7 protein-coding genes and 3 pseudogenes are annotated in these 14,928 nt (G+C 68.9%); 4 read left to right on the top strand and 6 right to left on the bottom strand.

The annotated features are described in order from the left end of the window. Positions 1 to 5 precede the first annotated feature (5 nt). From RLT57_RS22620 to RLT57_RS22610, 3 genes and pseudogenes are all read right to left on the bottom strand, one after another. Entirely contained in the window at positions 6 to 6,203 is a 6,198-nt protein-coding gene (locus RLT57_RS22620) for a non-ribosomal peptide synthetase (RefSeq protein ID WP_311299113.1), read from the bottom strand. A gap of 253 nt (positions 6,204 to 6,456) precedes the next feature. Next, positions 6,457 to 7,782: an ATP-grasp domain-containing protein gene (locus RLT57_RS22615; RefSeq protein WP_311299112.1), complete on the bottom strand. Its 1,326-nt coding sequence runs from the start codon at positions 7,780 to 7,782 to the stop codon at positions 6,457 to 6,459. 102 nt (positions 7,783 to 7,884) lie between these two features. Further along, positions 7,885 to 8,650 (bottom strand): annotated as a pseudogene (locus RLT57_RS22610) (transposase family protein). Positions 8,651 to 9,188: 538 nt separating this feature from the next. Between RLT57_RS22610 and RLT57_RS22605 the strand changes: the two are divergent. The 3 genes and pseudogenes from RLT57_RS22605 (at position 9,189) to RLT57_RS22600 (ending at position 11,833) form a co-directional block, all read left to right on the top strand. Further along, positions 9,189 to 10,060: pseudogene (locus tag RLT57_RS22605) on the top strand (IS701 family transposase). Next, positions 9,985 to 10,422 carry a hypothetical protein gene (locus tag RLT57_RS33460; protein ID WP_399129174.1) on the top strand — a complete coding sequence of 146 codons (438 nt, stop codon included), beginning with the start codon at positions 9,985 to 9,987 and terminating at the stop codon, positions 10,420 to 10,422. Before RLT57_RS22605 ends, RLT57_RS33460 begins: the two are co-directional and overlap by 76 nt. Before the next feature lie 205 nt (positions 10,423 to 10,627). Beyond that, the gene (locus RLT57_RS22600) at positions 10,628 to 11,833 is read left to right on the top strand and encodes an IS256 family transposase (protein ID WP_311300510.1); all 1,206 of its coding nucleotides are present in this window, start codon (positions 10,628 to 10,630) and stop codon (positions 11,831 to 11,833) included. A gap of 3 nt (positions 11,834 to 11,836) precedes the next feature. Here RLT57_RS22600 and RLT57_RS22595 read toward each other — a convergent pair whose 3' ends face one another. The 3 genes from RLT57_RS22595 to RLT57_RS22585 form a co-directional block, all read right to left on the bottom strand. Next, positions 11,837 to 12,397, bottom strand: a complete 561-nt coding sequence (locus RLT57_RS22595; protein WP_311299111.1) for a hypothetical protein — start codon at positions 12,395 to 12,397, stop codon at positions 11,837 to 11,839. Between the two features lie 128 nt (positions 12,398 to 12,525). Then, on the bottom strand, positions 12,526 to 12,768 hold the full coding sequence (locus RLT57_RS22590) for a hypothetical protein (protein ID WP_311299110.1): 243 nt from the start codon (positions 12,766 to 12,768) through the stop codon (positions 12,526 to 12,528). Positions 12,769 to 12,932: 164 nt separating this feature from the next. Further along, on the bottom strand, positions 12,933 to 14,177 hold the full coding sequence (locus RLT57_RS22585) for an ISAs1 family transposase (protein ID WP_399129172.1): 1,245 nt from the start codon (positions 14,175 to 14,177) through the stop codon (positions 12,933 to 12,935). Between the two features lie 403 nt (positions 14,178 to 14,580). Between RLT57_RS22585 and RLT57_RS33705 the strand changes: the two are divergent. Continuing rightward, a pseudogene (locus RLT57_RS33705) lies at positions 14,581 to 14,652 on the top strand (hypothetical protein); the annotation flags it as partial. Positions 14,653 to 14,928: the final 276 nt, after the last annotated feature.

Raw genomic sequence — 14,928 nt, 5'->3', positions numbered from 1 at the left:
CTCTTTCAGACGGACGGGCGCTGCCGCGCGCCGAGGGCGTCGACGCAGGCACGGATCTCGTCGGTGGGATCCTGGACGCGGCCGTCCGGTGTTCGAGTGATCTGTGCCAGGACGGCCGCGTACAGGCGCGCCAGGTCCTCCAGGGCCTCCTGCGGGAGCAGGCGGCCGTCGGCGTTGAGGGTGATCTCCAGCCTGGCACCGGCGGGGTCACGGCCCACGTTGGCCAGGAACGGTGCGTCGGTGTGCTCGAACCACCGGACGCCGGTGAGGTGCCCACCGTCGTGGGCGACATCGGCGTACGCCGGGAAGTCGGTGTAGTTGAACAGCGCGGGATAGCGGGGCCAGCCGTCGTGACCGTCGCCGTCCGCGGACGTGGCGGCGCAGCGCCGGTGCGGGAGGGCGCGCATCTCGAACGCGAAGACCTCCTCGACCAGTTGCGGCCATATCTGCTCGCCGATCTGCACCCGGTGCGGCTGGAAGTTGAGGAACATCCCCGCCAGCTTCTCGGCGTCGTCGGTCTCGGGGCGGCCGTGCGTGAACACCCCGGTGATGACGTCGGGCTCGCCGGTGACGAGGTTCAGGACCCGCAGGTGCGCCGCGAGGAGCACGTGCTTGAGCGGGTGCCCGGTGGCGCGGGCGACCTCGCGCAGCCGGTCCTCCTGCTCGGGCGAGACGGTCACGGTCGTCTCGGCCCAGCGGGCGCCGCCGACGGGCAGGTAGCGGGGCAGTGCCGTGCCAGGGTGACCGCCCAGGACGTCACGCCAGAACTGCTGCGACTCGACCGACGCGCGCGCGGCGGCCTCCGCCATGACGTAGTCGGCGAAGGTATCGGCCGGGCGGGCCTGGGCGGGGGGGTGTCCGGCGCGGGATGCGGCGCCGAGTTCCGCGGCGTACGAGACCAGGAGGTCACGGATCAGCAGCGACAGGCTCCAGCCGTCGATGATCGCGTGGTGGAAGCCCATGGACAGGACGAAGCGGTCCTGCGCGGTCCGGTGTGCCGCGAACCTGATGAGGCCGGGCCGGTCCCAGGCGAACTCCGAGCCGCGTTCCGCCTCGAACCACTCGTCGGCTGTCGCGGGGCCGCCCACCGCGTCGACCACGGTGAGGTCGGGCTCGACCGAGTCGTGCACGAGCTGCCGGGGGGCGGGCGACGCGTCCAGGTCGAAGGCGGTGCGCAGGGTCTCGCAAGACGCGGTCATCCGCCGCAGGCAGGCGCGCAGCAGCGGCTCGTCCAGTGGCAGCGCGACGGTGTAGGCGAAGACATCGTGGTAGGCGGACTGCGCGGGATCGGAGCGGGTCGCCTCGATCATCCGGTGCTGGGTGGCGGTGAGCGGGTACGCGTCGACGGCTCCGCGCGGGAGCCGCCTGGCGGGAGTGCCGGTGCTGCCGGCCGGCCGGGCGGCCTCGGCCGCGGGCGCACCTTCCGCCAGGCGCCGGGCCAGCACCCGCACCGTACGGGCCTCCATGACCTCGCGCAGCGCCGCGCCGGGGAACAGCTTGCGCAGCTTGACCAGAATCCGGATGGAGGTGATCGAGTCAACGCCGAAGTCGAGGTAGTTCTCGTCCGCCTCGACCGTCTCGCGGCCGACCGCCCGTGCGATGATCGCGGCGATCGCCTGCTCCGTCCCGTCCGTCGCGCGTCCGGCCGTTTCCGGCTCCTGCCGGTGTCCCGCGTACCGTTCGAGAGCCGCGCGGAACTCGCCCAGGAACCCTTCCGCCGTGGCGGTCTTGATCCGCCCGGGGTCGTGGCACACGGCGAGTTCCATCGCACCGGCGAAATGGTCCCAGTGCACATGGACGATCATCGGGAAGTTCGTGAGCTCGAAGTACCGGGCGCTCTCGATCGACACCTGGTCCTGGGCGGTCGCGGCGCCGTCGCCGCCGGCCGCGTAGGTGTGGAAGTCGGTGTAGTTGAAGACGACGTCGAAGAGCGTTCCCCCCTGCTGTCGCTCGATGTCGGCGAGGGGGAACCTCTGGAACGCAATCAGTGCCCGCTCGCGCTCGAAGACCGTGGCTGGCAGCGCCGCGTCGTCCGACTCGCCCACCTCGACGGGCAACGGCAGGGTGTTGAGGAACAGGCCGACCATCTCGCTGCCGCCGGGAATCTCGAGACGGCCGTTGCCGACCAGCCCGGAGATGACGCGTGCGGAGCCACTGAGGTCGGCGAGCGCGGCGCAGTGCGCGGCCAGGTAGAAGGACTTGAGCGGGAGCCCGAGGTCGGCGGCGCGCACACGCAGCCGAGCCTCCAGCTCCGCCGGGACGAGCCGTTCGATCGCCGCAGTCTCGGTCATCTCTGCGGGCGCGGGGCCCGGTTGACCGGCCAACAGCGTGGCGGAGTAGCCGTCGAGCAGTCTGCGCCAGGCGTCCTGATCCTCCTGGCGCTGTGCGCTGTCGCGTTCCAGTGCCACGTACGTGCCGTAGCTGGGCGCCGGTGCGGGAGCCGTAGCGGGAGCCGGTGCCGCGTCGTCGGCCGCCCGTCCGGCCAGGAGTCCGGCATAGCGGTGCCTGATCTCCTCGACGACGAGCGCGACACTCCACCCGTCCAGGATCAGGTGGTGAAAGGACAGCGCCAGGTTGAGGCGGTCGGCGGACCGCACATGCGCGTGGAAGCGGATGGGTGGCCTGCCGAGGTCCAGCGGGCGGCACTTCTCCGACTCGATCCACTCCTCAACCGCCCTGTCCTGCGCGTCACCGGGTAACCCGGAGACGTCGACGACCTCCACGGACGGCGTCGCCTCGGCCGCGTTCGCGTCGAGCACGATCTGGAGCGGCTCGTCGTAGTTCTCCAGGTCGAAGTACGACCGCAGCTGGGCGTGCCGCGCCACGGTCTCCCGGATGGCGCGGACCAGCTTGTCCAGGTCGACCGTGCCGGCGAACTCGTAGTCAAAGATGTCGTGATAGACGGGCGAACCCTCGTCGAGCAGCGAGTGGTAGATCATGCCCGACTGGAGTCTCGTCAGCGGCCAGGCGTCGTCCGTCCCGGCGGGGAGCGCCTTCCTGTCCTCCTCCGTCAGGAGGCCGAACGCCGCGGTGGCGACGGGCGTGGGCGACGCGGGGTCGGTCCGGGTGAGCGACCCGGCCAGTTCTGCGACTGTCGCGTGCGCGAACACCTCCCGCAGGTTCACGGTGTATCCGGCGGCGCGCAGCCGGGAACTGACCCGCAACGCCATGATCGAATCCCCGCCGAGGGCGAAGAAGTTGCTGTCGAGGCCGACCGGCTCGGCGAGCCCGAGCACGTCCTGCCAGGCGCGGGCCACGTCCTGCTCGGCGGCCGAGGAGGGCGGGAGACCGGTGCGGGCCGCCGGTGCCGCGGCGAGCGCCGGGGCGGGCAGGGCACGCCGGTCCAGCTTGCCGTTGGCGGTTGTGGGCAGCTGCGGCACCTCGACCAGATACTGCGGGACGAGGAATTCCGGCAGCAGCTTGCGCAGGCGGGCGCGCAGTTGGTCCGGGTCGAAGCCGGTGCTGACGACGTACGCCGCCAGCGCCTGTGCCGGACCCGAGGTGTCCACGACGACGGCAGCGTCCTGTACGGCCGGCAGTTCGCGCAGCACCGCCGCGATCTCGTCGGGCTCGACCCGCAGGCCGCGCAGCTTGACCTGGTTGTCAATGCGGCCCAGGTAGTGGATCTGGCCGTCCGGCAGGAAGCGCGCCAGGTCTCCGGTCCGGTACAGGCGTGCCTCCGGCTCCGTTGCGTAGGGGTCCGGCACGAACATCTTCGCGCTGAGGTCGTTACGCCCGTGGTAACCGGTGGCGACCGCGACGCCTCCGATGCACAACTCCCCGGGAACACCAACCGGCTGCAGGCGCAGGTCCTCATCCAGCACGTACAGCCGGACGTTCGCGATGGGCCTGCCGATGGGGACCAGCTCTCCGGGGTAGTCGAGCCTGCACGGCCAGTGCGAGACGTCGATCGCGGCCTCGGTGGGGCCGTAGAGGTTGTGCAGTTCGCAGTCCGGGAGCGTGTCGAGGAAGACCTCGACGGTCTTGCGCGGCAGCGCCTCGCCGCTGCAGATGACGCGCCTGAGCGAACCGCAGTACGCGGCCGGCTCCTCGGCCTCCAGGAAGACGTTCAGCATGGAGGGTACGAAGTGCACCGTCGTGACGGAGCGGGATCGGATCAGTTCCTTGAGGTAGTCCGGGTCCCGGTGCCCGCCGGGCCTGGCGACGACGATGGCGGCACCGGCCATCAGCGGCCAGAAGAACTCCCACACCGAGACGTCGAAGCTGTACGGGGTCTTCTGCAGGACGCGGTCCCCGCCGGCGCCCTCGTCGCCTGCCAGCGGGAAGGCGGACTGCATCCAGTGCAGCCGGTTGGCCAGCGCGTCATGGCGATTGATCACCCCCTTGGGCCGACCGGTGGATCCGGAGGTGTAGATCATGTACACCGGTGAGTCGGGGCTCAGTTCGCGGACAGGATCGGCGTCGTCCTCGCCGTCCGGGACCGCGTCCGGCAGGGTGAGGAGCCGGGCGGTGACGGCACCGAGCGCGCTCTTGTACCGCTCCTGGGTGACGATCAGCGGCAGTTCGGCGTCCTGGATCATGAACTCGATCCGGGCGGCCGGGTGTTCGGGGTCGATGGGCACGTAGGCGCAGCCCGCCTTGACCACGGCGAGCAGCGCGACCACCATCTCCGCGGAGCGGTCCATGAAGACCCCGACGAAGGGCCCGGACCCGCTCGATCCCAGCAGTTGCTGCAGCCGGTTCGCCACCTGGTTGGCCCGCCGGTTCAGCTCATCGTACGTGTACCGCACACCGTCGAACTCCACCGCGAGGGCGTTCGGGCTCCGCCGCACCTGCTCCTCGATGACATCCACGACGGTTCCGCCCGGGTAGGCGATCCGCGTGTCGTTCCAGTCGTCGAGGATCAGGCGCCGTTCCTCGTCGCGCGTCATCGACGCGGCGCTCACCGGGGCGTCGATGGGGGCGACAGCCAGCGAGGTGAGCAACTGCGCGTAGTTGCGCAGGATTCGCTCGGCGCTCTCCCGCGTGAAGAGATCCGTGCTGAATTCGAGCTCGAACTCGTAGCCGTCGTCGGCCGCGCTGACGTACAGCATCAGGTCGAACTTGGCGGCGACGCGGCGGACGGGCAGGTACCGCGCGGGCAGTCCCGGCCCGAGGTCGAGGGCGGGCCTGCCGTCGAGCATCGTCAGCATCGTCTGGAAGACCGGGTGGTGGTTGCGCGGCCGCTCGGCACCGATCGCCTCGACCACCTTGGGGTACGGGGTGTCCCCGTCGTCCAGCAGCCGGTCGGCCGCCTCCTGGGCACCGCGCAGCACGTCACGGAAAGTGTCGTCCGGCGCCACCGGAACGAACAGCGGCAGGGTGTTGACGTAGCAGCCGACCTCCTCCAGGTCCGCACCGCCGGGCCTGTTCAGCACGGTGGTGCCGACAGCGAAGCCGTCCTGCCGCGTGTAGCGGTGGAGCAGCACCGCGTAGGCGGCCAGGAACACCGGGAAGGCGGTACTGCGGCATTCGCGGGCGCATTCCTTCAGCAGCGGCTCGATGTCCACGCGGGGCACGGTGATGGTCATGCTGTCGCCGCGGAAGGTCTGCACCTCGGGCCGCGGCCGGTCCAGCGGCATCCCGAGCAGGTCCGGGCAGTTCTCCAGCGACCGGCGCCAGCGTTCGATCGCGTCCGCCTGCCGCCCCGCCGCGGTCGCCGCGCGGCTCTGCGCGACGAAGGCGCGGAACGCGGCACCGCGGACGGGCCGTTCGGGCACCTGTCCCGTGGTGAGGACGGCCCGGTAGTTCTCCGAGATCTCGTCGAGGATCAGGCCGATGCTCCAGTCGTCGATGACGATGTGGTGAGCTGTCAGGCCGAACATCCAGACGCCCCCCGGCAGTCCCACCAGCAGTGTTCGCAGCAGGGGGGCCGCACCGAGGTCGAAGGGCCGTCGGTGGTGCTCGGCGAGCAGCTGCTCCGCCTGGAGACGGGCCTCGGCGGCGGTCACCGTGCGCAGGTCGGCGAGGACCGCACTGTCCGGGGCAGTGTCATGCACCTGCGCCCGCGGCCCTTCCGGGGTCTCGACGAAGGTTGTCCGAAGGGCCTCGTGCCGTGCGAGCGTCGCGCGCACGGCACCGAGTAACGCGTCCGGATCGAGCTCCCCGCGGATCTCGAAGGCCACCGACTCGTTGTATGCCGGCTCATCGAAGCCGGCCATCTCATGGAAGAGCCAGAGGCTTTCCTGGGTGTACGAGAGCATGCTTGCGCCTGTGTCCGGCACCGCGGCCATACCGCACTCCAAACTCGGTACGAGGTTGAACCCATGGACGTGACGTGCGACTTCGGGGAACGGCACAGCCGCGTCAGGTCCAGGGCACCGGCGTGCCCCGGGATCGGTTTGCGAACCTGCCGGCGGGCATGCCTCTTCTTCTCGGTATCCTCACAGCAGGACCGCCCACGGCCTCACGGTGACGAGCGGCTGCTTCGGTGGATTCCGGCGCGCGACGCCGGATCTAACGACACGGCTCCGCGACCGCGCTACACGCGCCCGTGCCCGTGGCAACCTGGAACGGATCGAACACCTCGTCGTACGGGCGCAGTATCGAGCTGAGGGTGTCCGGAGCCGCCGTGCCCGATGCGGGGTCGCCCGCGACCGGTTCCGTGGTGATCGCGACATGTCCTGCGGCCCTGCGCGCGAGCCGGACGGCCGACTCGGCGTCTTCGGCGTGGACGATGACATATCCGCAGCGATCGTCCGACCACCGCAGTTCCGGCACCACGGAACCCACGCCGACACTCACCACGACCTCCACCACACCGTCGACGGCCTGCGCCGCCTCCACGCCGGTCACCGAGCTGACGGCTCCCGGGACGGCGGTCAGGAAGCGGATGGCCGCCGCGCCGTCGGCAGGGTGCAGATGACCGTCGAGCGGGACGCCCTGCCCGGCGAGGCGATAAGTGGCCTCTTCCATATCAACCCCGTACACCATCTTGACGAGGTCGTTGATTCGGTCACCGCCACGGCGGGTGTGCGATTCGATAACCCGTGGCCCCTCGGCGGTGAGAATCACCTCGGTGTGCGAAGGGCCGTCGTCGAGGCCGACCGCGTCGAGCAGGCGCACCGTCAATTCCCGGATCTCTGCGAATTCGGCGCCGGACACAGGTGCGGGAACGACGTGCCCGAGTTCCACGGTCCCCCCCTCGGTGTCCTTGGCGGTCAAGGCGATGATCGTGTGCCGACCCGACTCGGAAAAGGACTCTACGCTCAGCTCGGGCCCGACGAGAAGTTTTTCGACCTGGAAATCGCCGAGTTCGAATGACTGGCACCAGGACCACACCTCGTCGACATCCTCCACCGAATTGATCCGACGTACTCCGAGGCTGCCGGACCCCATGGTCGGCTTGACGATCGCCGCTCCGTGCGCCACGACGAACTGGCGGAGCACCTCGTGCGTGGGATTGACCTCGCAGGGGACGAACCCGATGCCCTGCTCATTGAGCAGTGCCCGCATCGCCGACTTGTCGTGGAGCAGCCTGGCGGTCCGCTCCGACGTGCCGCGGATTCCGAGCAGATCGGTCAGATGGCCAGCCACCAGTTGCGCCGCTTCTGTCTGCGTGACAATGCGCGCAATAGGCTCGATCTCATGCAGTGCCTTCGCCATGACGGCGGCACTCGGCACGTGTTGATAATCCACGAGAACCAGCTGCTGACACTGTGAGATCACACTGGGATCAAATTGCGAAGCCTTTTGCATGTACGCGACGCTGACATCGGCCGACTTTGCCTTCGAAATGAGCCTCGTGCTATCTCCGATGACGAGCACGCGGTCCCGCGCCATGATCGTCCCTCCGCTTCCGAGTCTCGCTTCAAGGCTGCCCAAGACGCTAGCACATACCAATCCTTGCGTCCAGAGATCATCTGCACAATCACGGAGCCTTTTTCATCCTCGGTCTGAGCTGGCCAGATGCCGGGTGAGGACGGCTTGGAAAAGAGCGGTGATGCGGGTGGTGGAGCACCGCGGTTTGCGCAGGAGCCGCCAGGACTTGGGGGTGACCATGGCCTGTTCGACGAGTGCGCGGATCTTCGCGTGGGACCGGTTCGTCGCTTTCTGTCCGGCGGAGAGGGTGTTTTATCGTCCCCGGCACGGGATGCGGATCGTGCCGCCGGCGCCTCGGTAGCCCTTGTCGGCCCGGCACCTGACGTCGGCCTGCGTGAGGGCGTCGACGATGCCGTGCTCGCGGCCTGCACGCATGTCGTGGACGGCCCCGGGCAAGGTCGGTGAGGCCCACAGCAGCCGTCCGGAGGGATCGGTGGGGACCTGCACGTTCATGCCGTGTTTCTTGTGTCTGCCGGAGTGAAAGGGGCGGTCCGTGGCGATGCGGTCGACGGGCAGGAGCGTGCCGTCCGGAAGTACGTACGCCTTCGTCGACGCCGTGCGGACTGCGTCGGGCCAAGGTGGGTGCGAGGGCGGCCATGAGGTCGACCGCTTCGGCGACGTGGCGGTAGGCGGTCGTGGTCCCTAAGCCTAATCCGGGGACGAGCTGGGCATAGGTGTGTCCCACACGCAGGTGGGCGAGGGTGAGCAGCGCCTGTCGGCCGGCACTCGACCGGCGCCACCGGCTACCTGTCGCACGGCGACGTTCGCGCAGGCGGGCGGCCCGGAATCCCCGTATGAGCGAATACGTTCGGGCATCGTTCGAGGTCAGACCATAAAGAACAAGCTGAGAGGCGGCGTTGGGACTGTGCATTGTCAGCCGCTACTACTCCAGCCGTAGATCGTGATCTTGCTGGTGGGGCGGCTTGGTGGGGCCGACGCCGACAGGCACGGATATCGGTGGAAGAGTCAGCTGTCGCGCAGGCATGGTTGCCGGACGGTGATCGATGCTGAGGAGGGGCCATGGCTCGCTGGAAGAAGGATGCCGCCGAGCGGGGGCAGTACCGCCATATCTCGGACGACGCCCTGCGCGACGCACTGCGGAACGCCCGAGCTGGGTAGGCTCGCTCTGCTGCCAATAAGGGTCGGCGCTCCTGGAAGATCATGCGGCAGGCGATCGAGGAGGAGCTCCGGCGCCGGGGACTTCTTGACCAGTGATCCGGCGGGTAGATCGTGATCCTGCTGGTGGGGGCCGCTGCGGAACGCGTACGGCCACCGCTGATCATCGGTGTGTGAAGACAAACGATCATGCGGTGGCCGCAGGTCACAGCGTAGACCCTGCCCGATGGCAGGAGGCGTTCGAGGGCCTGATGGGCCGGATCGCAGGCCGGTTCACACGGGTCGAACCCCGACGTCGAGTCAGGCGGTTGGTGCTCGGCCTGCTGTCGGACCTGCCGCGCAAGAACTGCCGGACCATCGCCGAGTGGGCCGGGGACAGGACCCCGGACGGCATGCAGCACCTGCTCGGGCGGGCCGAATGGGACGCCGACCAGGTCCGCGACGACGTGCGTGCCTATGTGGTGGAGCATCTGCACGACGACCGGGCGGCTGGGGTGGTCGACGAGACCGGGGACGTGAAGAAGGGCACCGCAACGGTCGGTGTCCAGCGCCAGTACACCGGCACCGCGGGGAGAATCGAAAACGCCCAGGCCGCCGTCTACCTGGTCTACGCAGGACGGCGCGGGCACGCCGCGGTGGACCGGGAACTGTACGTTCCGCGCTCCTGGACCTCCGACCCGGCCGTTGCCAGGCCGCCGGACTCGGTGAGGAGAGCGTGTTCGGGACCAAGCCGGAGCTTGCCGCTCGCATGGCCGCCCGGTTCCTCGATGCCGGCCACCGGGCCGCCTGGGCGGCGGGGGACGAGGTCTACGGCGGCAGCCCGACCCTGCGAACAGCGCTGGAGGAACGCGGGACCGGCTACGTCCCCGCGGTGGCCTGCCCGCAAAAGTCACCACCGGCGCAGGGAGGTTCCGCGCGGACACGCTGGCCGGGAAGGTACCCGGGAGGGCCTGGCAGAAGCTGTCCGCAGGTGCCGGAGCCAAAGGCCACCGCTACTACGACTGGGCCGTCATCGACCTCATCGATCCCCTGCCCGGGAGCTGCCAGTTGCTCATCCGCCGCAACCGCAGCACCGGCGAACTCGCCTACTACCGCTGCTACTCGCCCACCCCGGTGCCGCTGACCGCCCTGGTGCGCGTCGCTGGAGCAAGGTGGCGGGTCGAGGAGTTCCTCCAGTCCGGCAAGGGGCTGGCCGCACTGGACGAGCACCAGGTCCGCCGCTACCCGTCCTGGTCGCGCTGGGTCACCCTCGCCATGCCCGCGCACGCCTTCCTCGCCGCCGTCCGAGCCGACGAGCATGCCCGCCAACCGGCACCGGACGGCCTCATACCGCTCACGTGCAACGAGATCCAGCGCCTGTTCATCACGCTCGTCGTTCAACCCGTTCACGATGCCGCTCATCGGCCCGGCTGGTCCAGCCGGCGACGCCGCCACCAGGCCCGATCTCAGGCCGCCCACTACCGACGACAAGCCACTCAAGCCTGAAGATCACAAACTACGACTGGAGTACTACAAAGCTGAGCGCTTTCCAGTACTTGCACGAAGAGATCCCTTATGCGGGAGCGAGGGAGTGTCTAATAAACGGCGGATCTGTTGATCATGGAGACGCCAAGTGAGTGAGATGACCATCGAGCACGAGTCCGTGGCTGAGCCGGTCGCTGTGGCCGCGTCGGACGAGCAGTTGATCGCGATGCTGGTCGACCGGGCTCGGAACGAGGGCCTGCAGCTGACCGGCGAGGGCGGGCTTCTGCAACAGCTGACGAAGCGGGTGCTGGAGTCTGCCCTGGAGGGCGAGATCACCGGCCACCTCGGCTACGGCAAACACGACGCGGCCGGCCGGAACACCGGCAACAGCCGCAACGGCACCCGGTCCAAGACCGTGCTGACCGATGTCGGACCGGTCGAGGTGAAGGTGCCCCGGGACGTGGAGGGCAGCTTCGAGCCGCAGATCGTCAGGAAGCGGCAGCGACGGCTGACCGGCGTCGACGAGATGGTGCTGTCGCTGTCCGCGAAGGGACTCACCCACGGGGAGATCTCCGCGCATCTGGCCGAGGTCTACGGCGCCGAGGTCTCCAAGCAGACCATCTCAACGATCACCGACCAGGTGATGGAGGGCATGGCCGAATGGCAGAACCGGCCACTTGACCGTGTCTATCCCGTTTTGTTCGTCGATGCCATCAACGTCAAGATCAGGGACGGGAAGGTCGCGAACCGGCCCGTCTACGTCGTCATGGCCGTCACCGTCGAAGGCACCCGCGACATCCTCGGCATCTGGGCCGGCGACGGCGGCGAGGGAGCGAAATACTGGCTGCAGGTCTTCACCGAGCTCAAGAACCGCGGCCTGGACGACGTGCTGATGTTGGTCTGCGACGGGCTCAAGGGCCTGCCCGACGCGGTCGAGACGGTCTGGCCCCGCACCATCGTGCAAACCTGCATCGTCCACCTCCTGCGCAACAGCTTCCGCTACGCGGCCCGCCAGGACTGGGACAAGATCGCCAAGGCGCTCAAGCCCGTCTGCACCGCACCGAACGAGGCCGCGGCGGCCGAACGCTTCGGGGAGTTCCAGGACGCCTGGGGGAAGAAGTACCCGGCGATCATCAAACTGTGGGAGAACGCCTGGGCCGAGTTCGTGCCCTTCCTCTCCTTCGACGTCGAGATCCGCACAGTCATCTGCTCGACGAACGCCATCGAGTCCGTCAACGCCCGCATACGCAAGGCCGTCCGGGCCCGCGGACACTTCCCCACCGAGGCCGCCGCCCTGAAGTGCATCTACCTGGCACTGATGAGCCTGGACCCGACCGGCAAGGGCCGCAAGCGCTGGACCATGCGCTGGAAGGCACCCTTGAACGCCTTCCAGATCGCCTTCGAAGGCCGGCTCACCCCGGCCAACAACTGAACCTCAACAGCCAAGATCAGCCGTTAAATTGACAGACCCGGGAGCGAAGCTGGTCCGGGCAGTGTGGTCGCCGATGGAGCACCTCCAGTCCACCCCGGAATCTGTCGGAGCGGGATGGGTTCCCACGTGGTGTTCTTCGCACACCGGCCAGACGAGGTGAAGCCGTTCTCCGATGTAGGTCTGCACGGCGTCTGCGATCGCTTGGAAGACCCCGAGACGCGAGATCGAGAGGATCTCGTCGATGTAGACGACGACTTGGCCGGTCGTCTCCCGTTGGTCCGGGAGGGTGATCATCGGGTGCAGTTCGACGGAGCGCCCGAGGTCGGTTGAGGCTTCGCCGAGGAGGGCCGTCAAGGCGTCTTCCGTCAGCTGCCGGCGTCGGTCGAGAACGAGCGGCGCGAGCAGCTCATCAGGCATGCTCCCGTGCGTTGTGAAGATCTCCCACAGCCACTGGCGAGCATCGCTGTGGCGGCTGTCGAGGTCGAGGAAGTCCTCGAGGTGGGACCGCCAGGCGGTGAATGCCGGGTCGGAGTCCATGTCGCCTGGGCGGTGCTTCGCTGCCACAGCTCTTCCATATCTGTCCTCGGGGACGGGAGGGTGCGGTCCGGCCGTGCCCGGCCGGACCGCACCTGTTTTCCGTGCAGTCTATGAGGTTGGCCTCCCCCGCTGACCCGAGGTGGCCTCAATGATGGCTACGTGTAGCGCCCCCCGCCTGAGAAGGACTGGCCGAGACTGTAATAGACCTTGATGCCGCCCAGGAGCCAGGCGATGCCATGGGCTTCGACCAGAACGGTGTCACCGGGGTCGAGCCAGCAGCTGACCCAGCCCTTGATGCACCAGAACGATCCACGCCCCTTGCTGTCCCGGTTGGTGTACCAGTAGCCGTGGAACCGGTAGGTGCCGAACTCCGAGTGGGAGTACGTGTTCTTCTTCACGTAGAAGCCGTTGCTGTAGAACGACCAGGTGAAGGTCTAGATCCAGGCCGTTCGGAATTTCTTGCGGAACGATATCCAGATGTTGATCGAGCATCTGTGCTTGCTGTCGCAGGTGCGGGTTATCGCGACGCACGTATAGGTGGTGCAGCAGGGCTGATGCGTTCTCAGCAGGTGGTCTTGAGGAGTGCGGTGGCGTGGTCGGGGCGTGACCGGTAGTGGTCGGCTGCGGTGGCGATGTTGGTCCGGCCGGCCTGGCGCATCAGGGCGATGGCGGGGCTGCGCAGGGTGGCCATGGCGCGGTGCGCGCTGCCGGTGCGGATCTTGGAGGCGTCCTCGGCGTAGGTCACGTCTTTCACGTGGTGCGGGGCTTCCGCGGACCGGTGGCCCTGGACGAGTTCGGCCAGGCGGGCGGGGTCGGCCTGGCCGGGGGTGAGACTGGTGACGGCGTAGACCGTCTTCGTCCGGACCTCGCCGGTCTTGGCGTTGGTGCGGCGTCGCCTGATCTCGATGGTTTGGACGGCGTGCGGGAACAGCGGTCCGGCCTCCACGGTGCACACCTTCAGCCGGCGGGCCTCGCGTCGTCGGTGCCGGTGCTCTCGGGTGCGGTCCGGCAGCGGCATCTGCCGCCAGGGCAGGCGGCGCAGTTGCCGGCGCGGCTTCCTCTGGCTGCCCTTGACGACCGGGACGTAGTCTCCGCCGGCGGCGACGATCTTCTTCGCGGTCTTGCGCTGGGTGTGCGTGGCGTCGGCGGTGACGACCACGCCACGCAGGCCGAAGCGGGACAGCAGCGGGGCCAGGGCGGGGATCTCGTTGCTCTTGGCAGCCGCCTGGCGCTGGGCGATGACGGTCTGGCTGCCGTGCAGGGCCGCGGCCAGCAGGTGTACCGCGGTCGTGCTGTCGGCGCGCGGGCCGCGCACGGCCTTGCCGTCCACGGCCAGCCCGATCAGGGCTTCCTCCTCTTCAACGGGATCGGCGGCATGGCGGGCGGGCCAGATGCCGGCGGCGTCGTCCAGGGCGTCGCCGTCGATGCGGGCCAGCAGCCGGCCGGGCGTGGAGGCGTTCGGCGTGGCGCGGACATGGCCGGCACCGGCTGCGTGCCGGGCGATCCGCGCGAGGGAGCGGGCTCCGCCGGGCACCGCCGTCAGGCACAGGGCCGGCAGGACGCCGGTGCGGTAGCGGCGCCCGCGCACCCGGCGGGAATCGGGCACGACGGCCAGCACTCCGGCGAGCGAGGCCAGCTCACGCGGTTCGACGGACGGGCAGGGCTCGTCGCCGTCCTCGCAGCGGCGCGCAAAGACGTTGATCAGGGAGGATGACGCGCGGACGCGACTCCAGGACGACCCTTCGGTCTCAGAAGCCCTGATCATCTGGCGTCGCGTCTCCTGCTTCCACTCCGGCAAACGGTCCATCAGACACCAGAGCCGACGAACCGGCCCATCCCGCCAGACGAGAACACATCAGCCCTGATGGAAGAAGTCCACGGATCCCGACAAGGACACCAAGCTTGACCGCATCGAGCACGTGACCACCCGTTTCCCGGACCGGTGTTTCGCGTTCGACCAGTTCGGTCCTTTATCGGTCCGCCCCTGCCACGGCTCCGGCCGGGCCGGGCCGGGCCGGGGAGAAGAAACCGGACCGGCTGCCGGCCACCTATCACCGCACCCACGGCATCCGGTACTTCCACGGCTGCTACTCCCTCGGCGACGACCAACTGGGGGCGTGATCCGGCGCCGCAAGGGCGGCGACCACAGCCTGGCGGCGCTCACATCGATCCGGGACGCCCGACCCGACGGCGCCCCCGTCTACGTGATCATGGACAACTTGTCGGCGGACAAGACCCCGGCGATCCGGACCTGGGCGAGGAAGAACAAGGTCGAGTTGTGCCTGACCCCGACGAGCGCGTCGTGGGCCAACCCGATCGAGGCCCAGTTCGGACCTTTGCGCGCCTTCGTCATGGGCAACTGCAACCACCCCAACCATCCCGTCCTGGCCCGGAGGCTTCAGGACTACCTGCGGTGGCGCAACGCCAATGCCCGCCACCCCGCCACCCCGCCACCCCGACGTCCTGGCCGCCCAGCGCCGCGAACGCGCCAAGGTCCGCAGCGAACGCCAGCAACGCTGGGGCCGCCCCCGACCCAAAGCCGCCTGATCAGACCCGGC

This window comes from Streptomyces sp. ITFR-21 (assembly GCF_031844685.1).
Taxonomy (GTDB): Bacteria; Actinomycetota; Actinomycetes; order Streptomycetales; family Streptomycetaceae; genus Actinacidiphila.
Note: the sequence above shows the minus strand (reverse complement) of the source record. Positions and strands in the feature narration are given on the sequence as shown.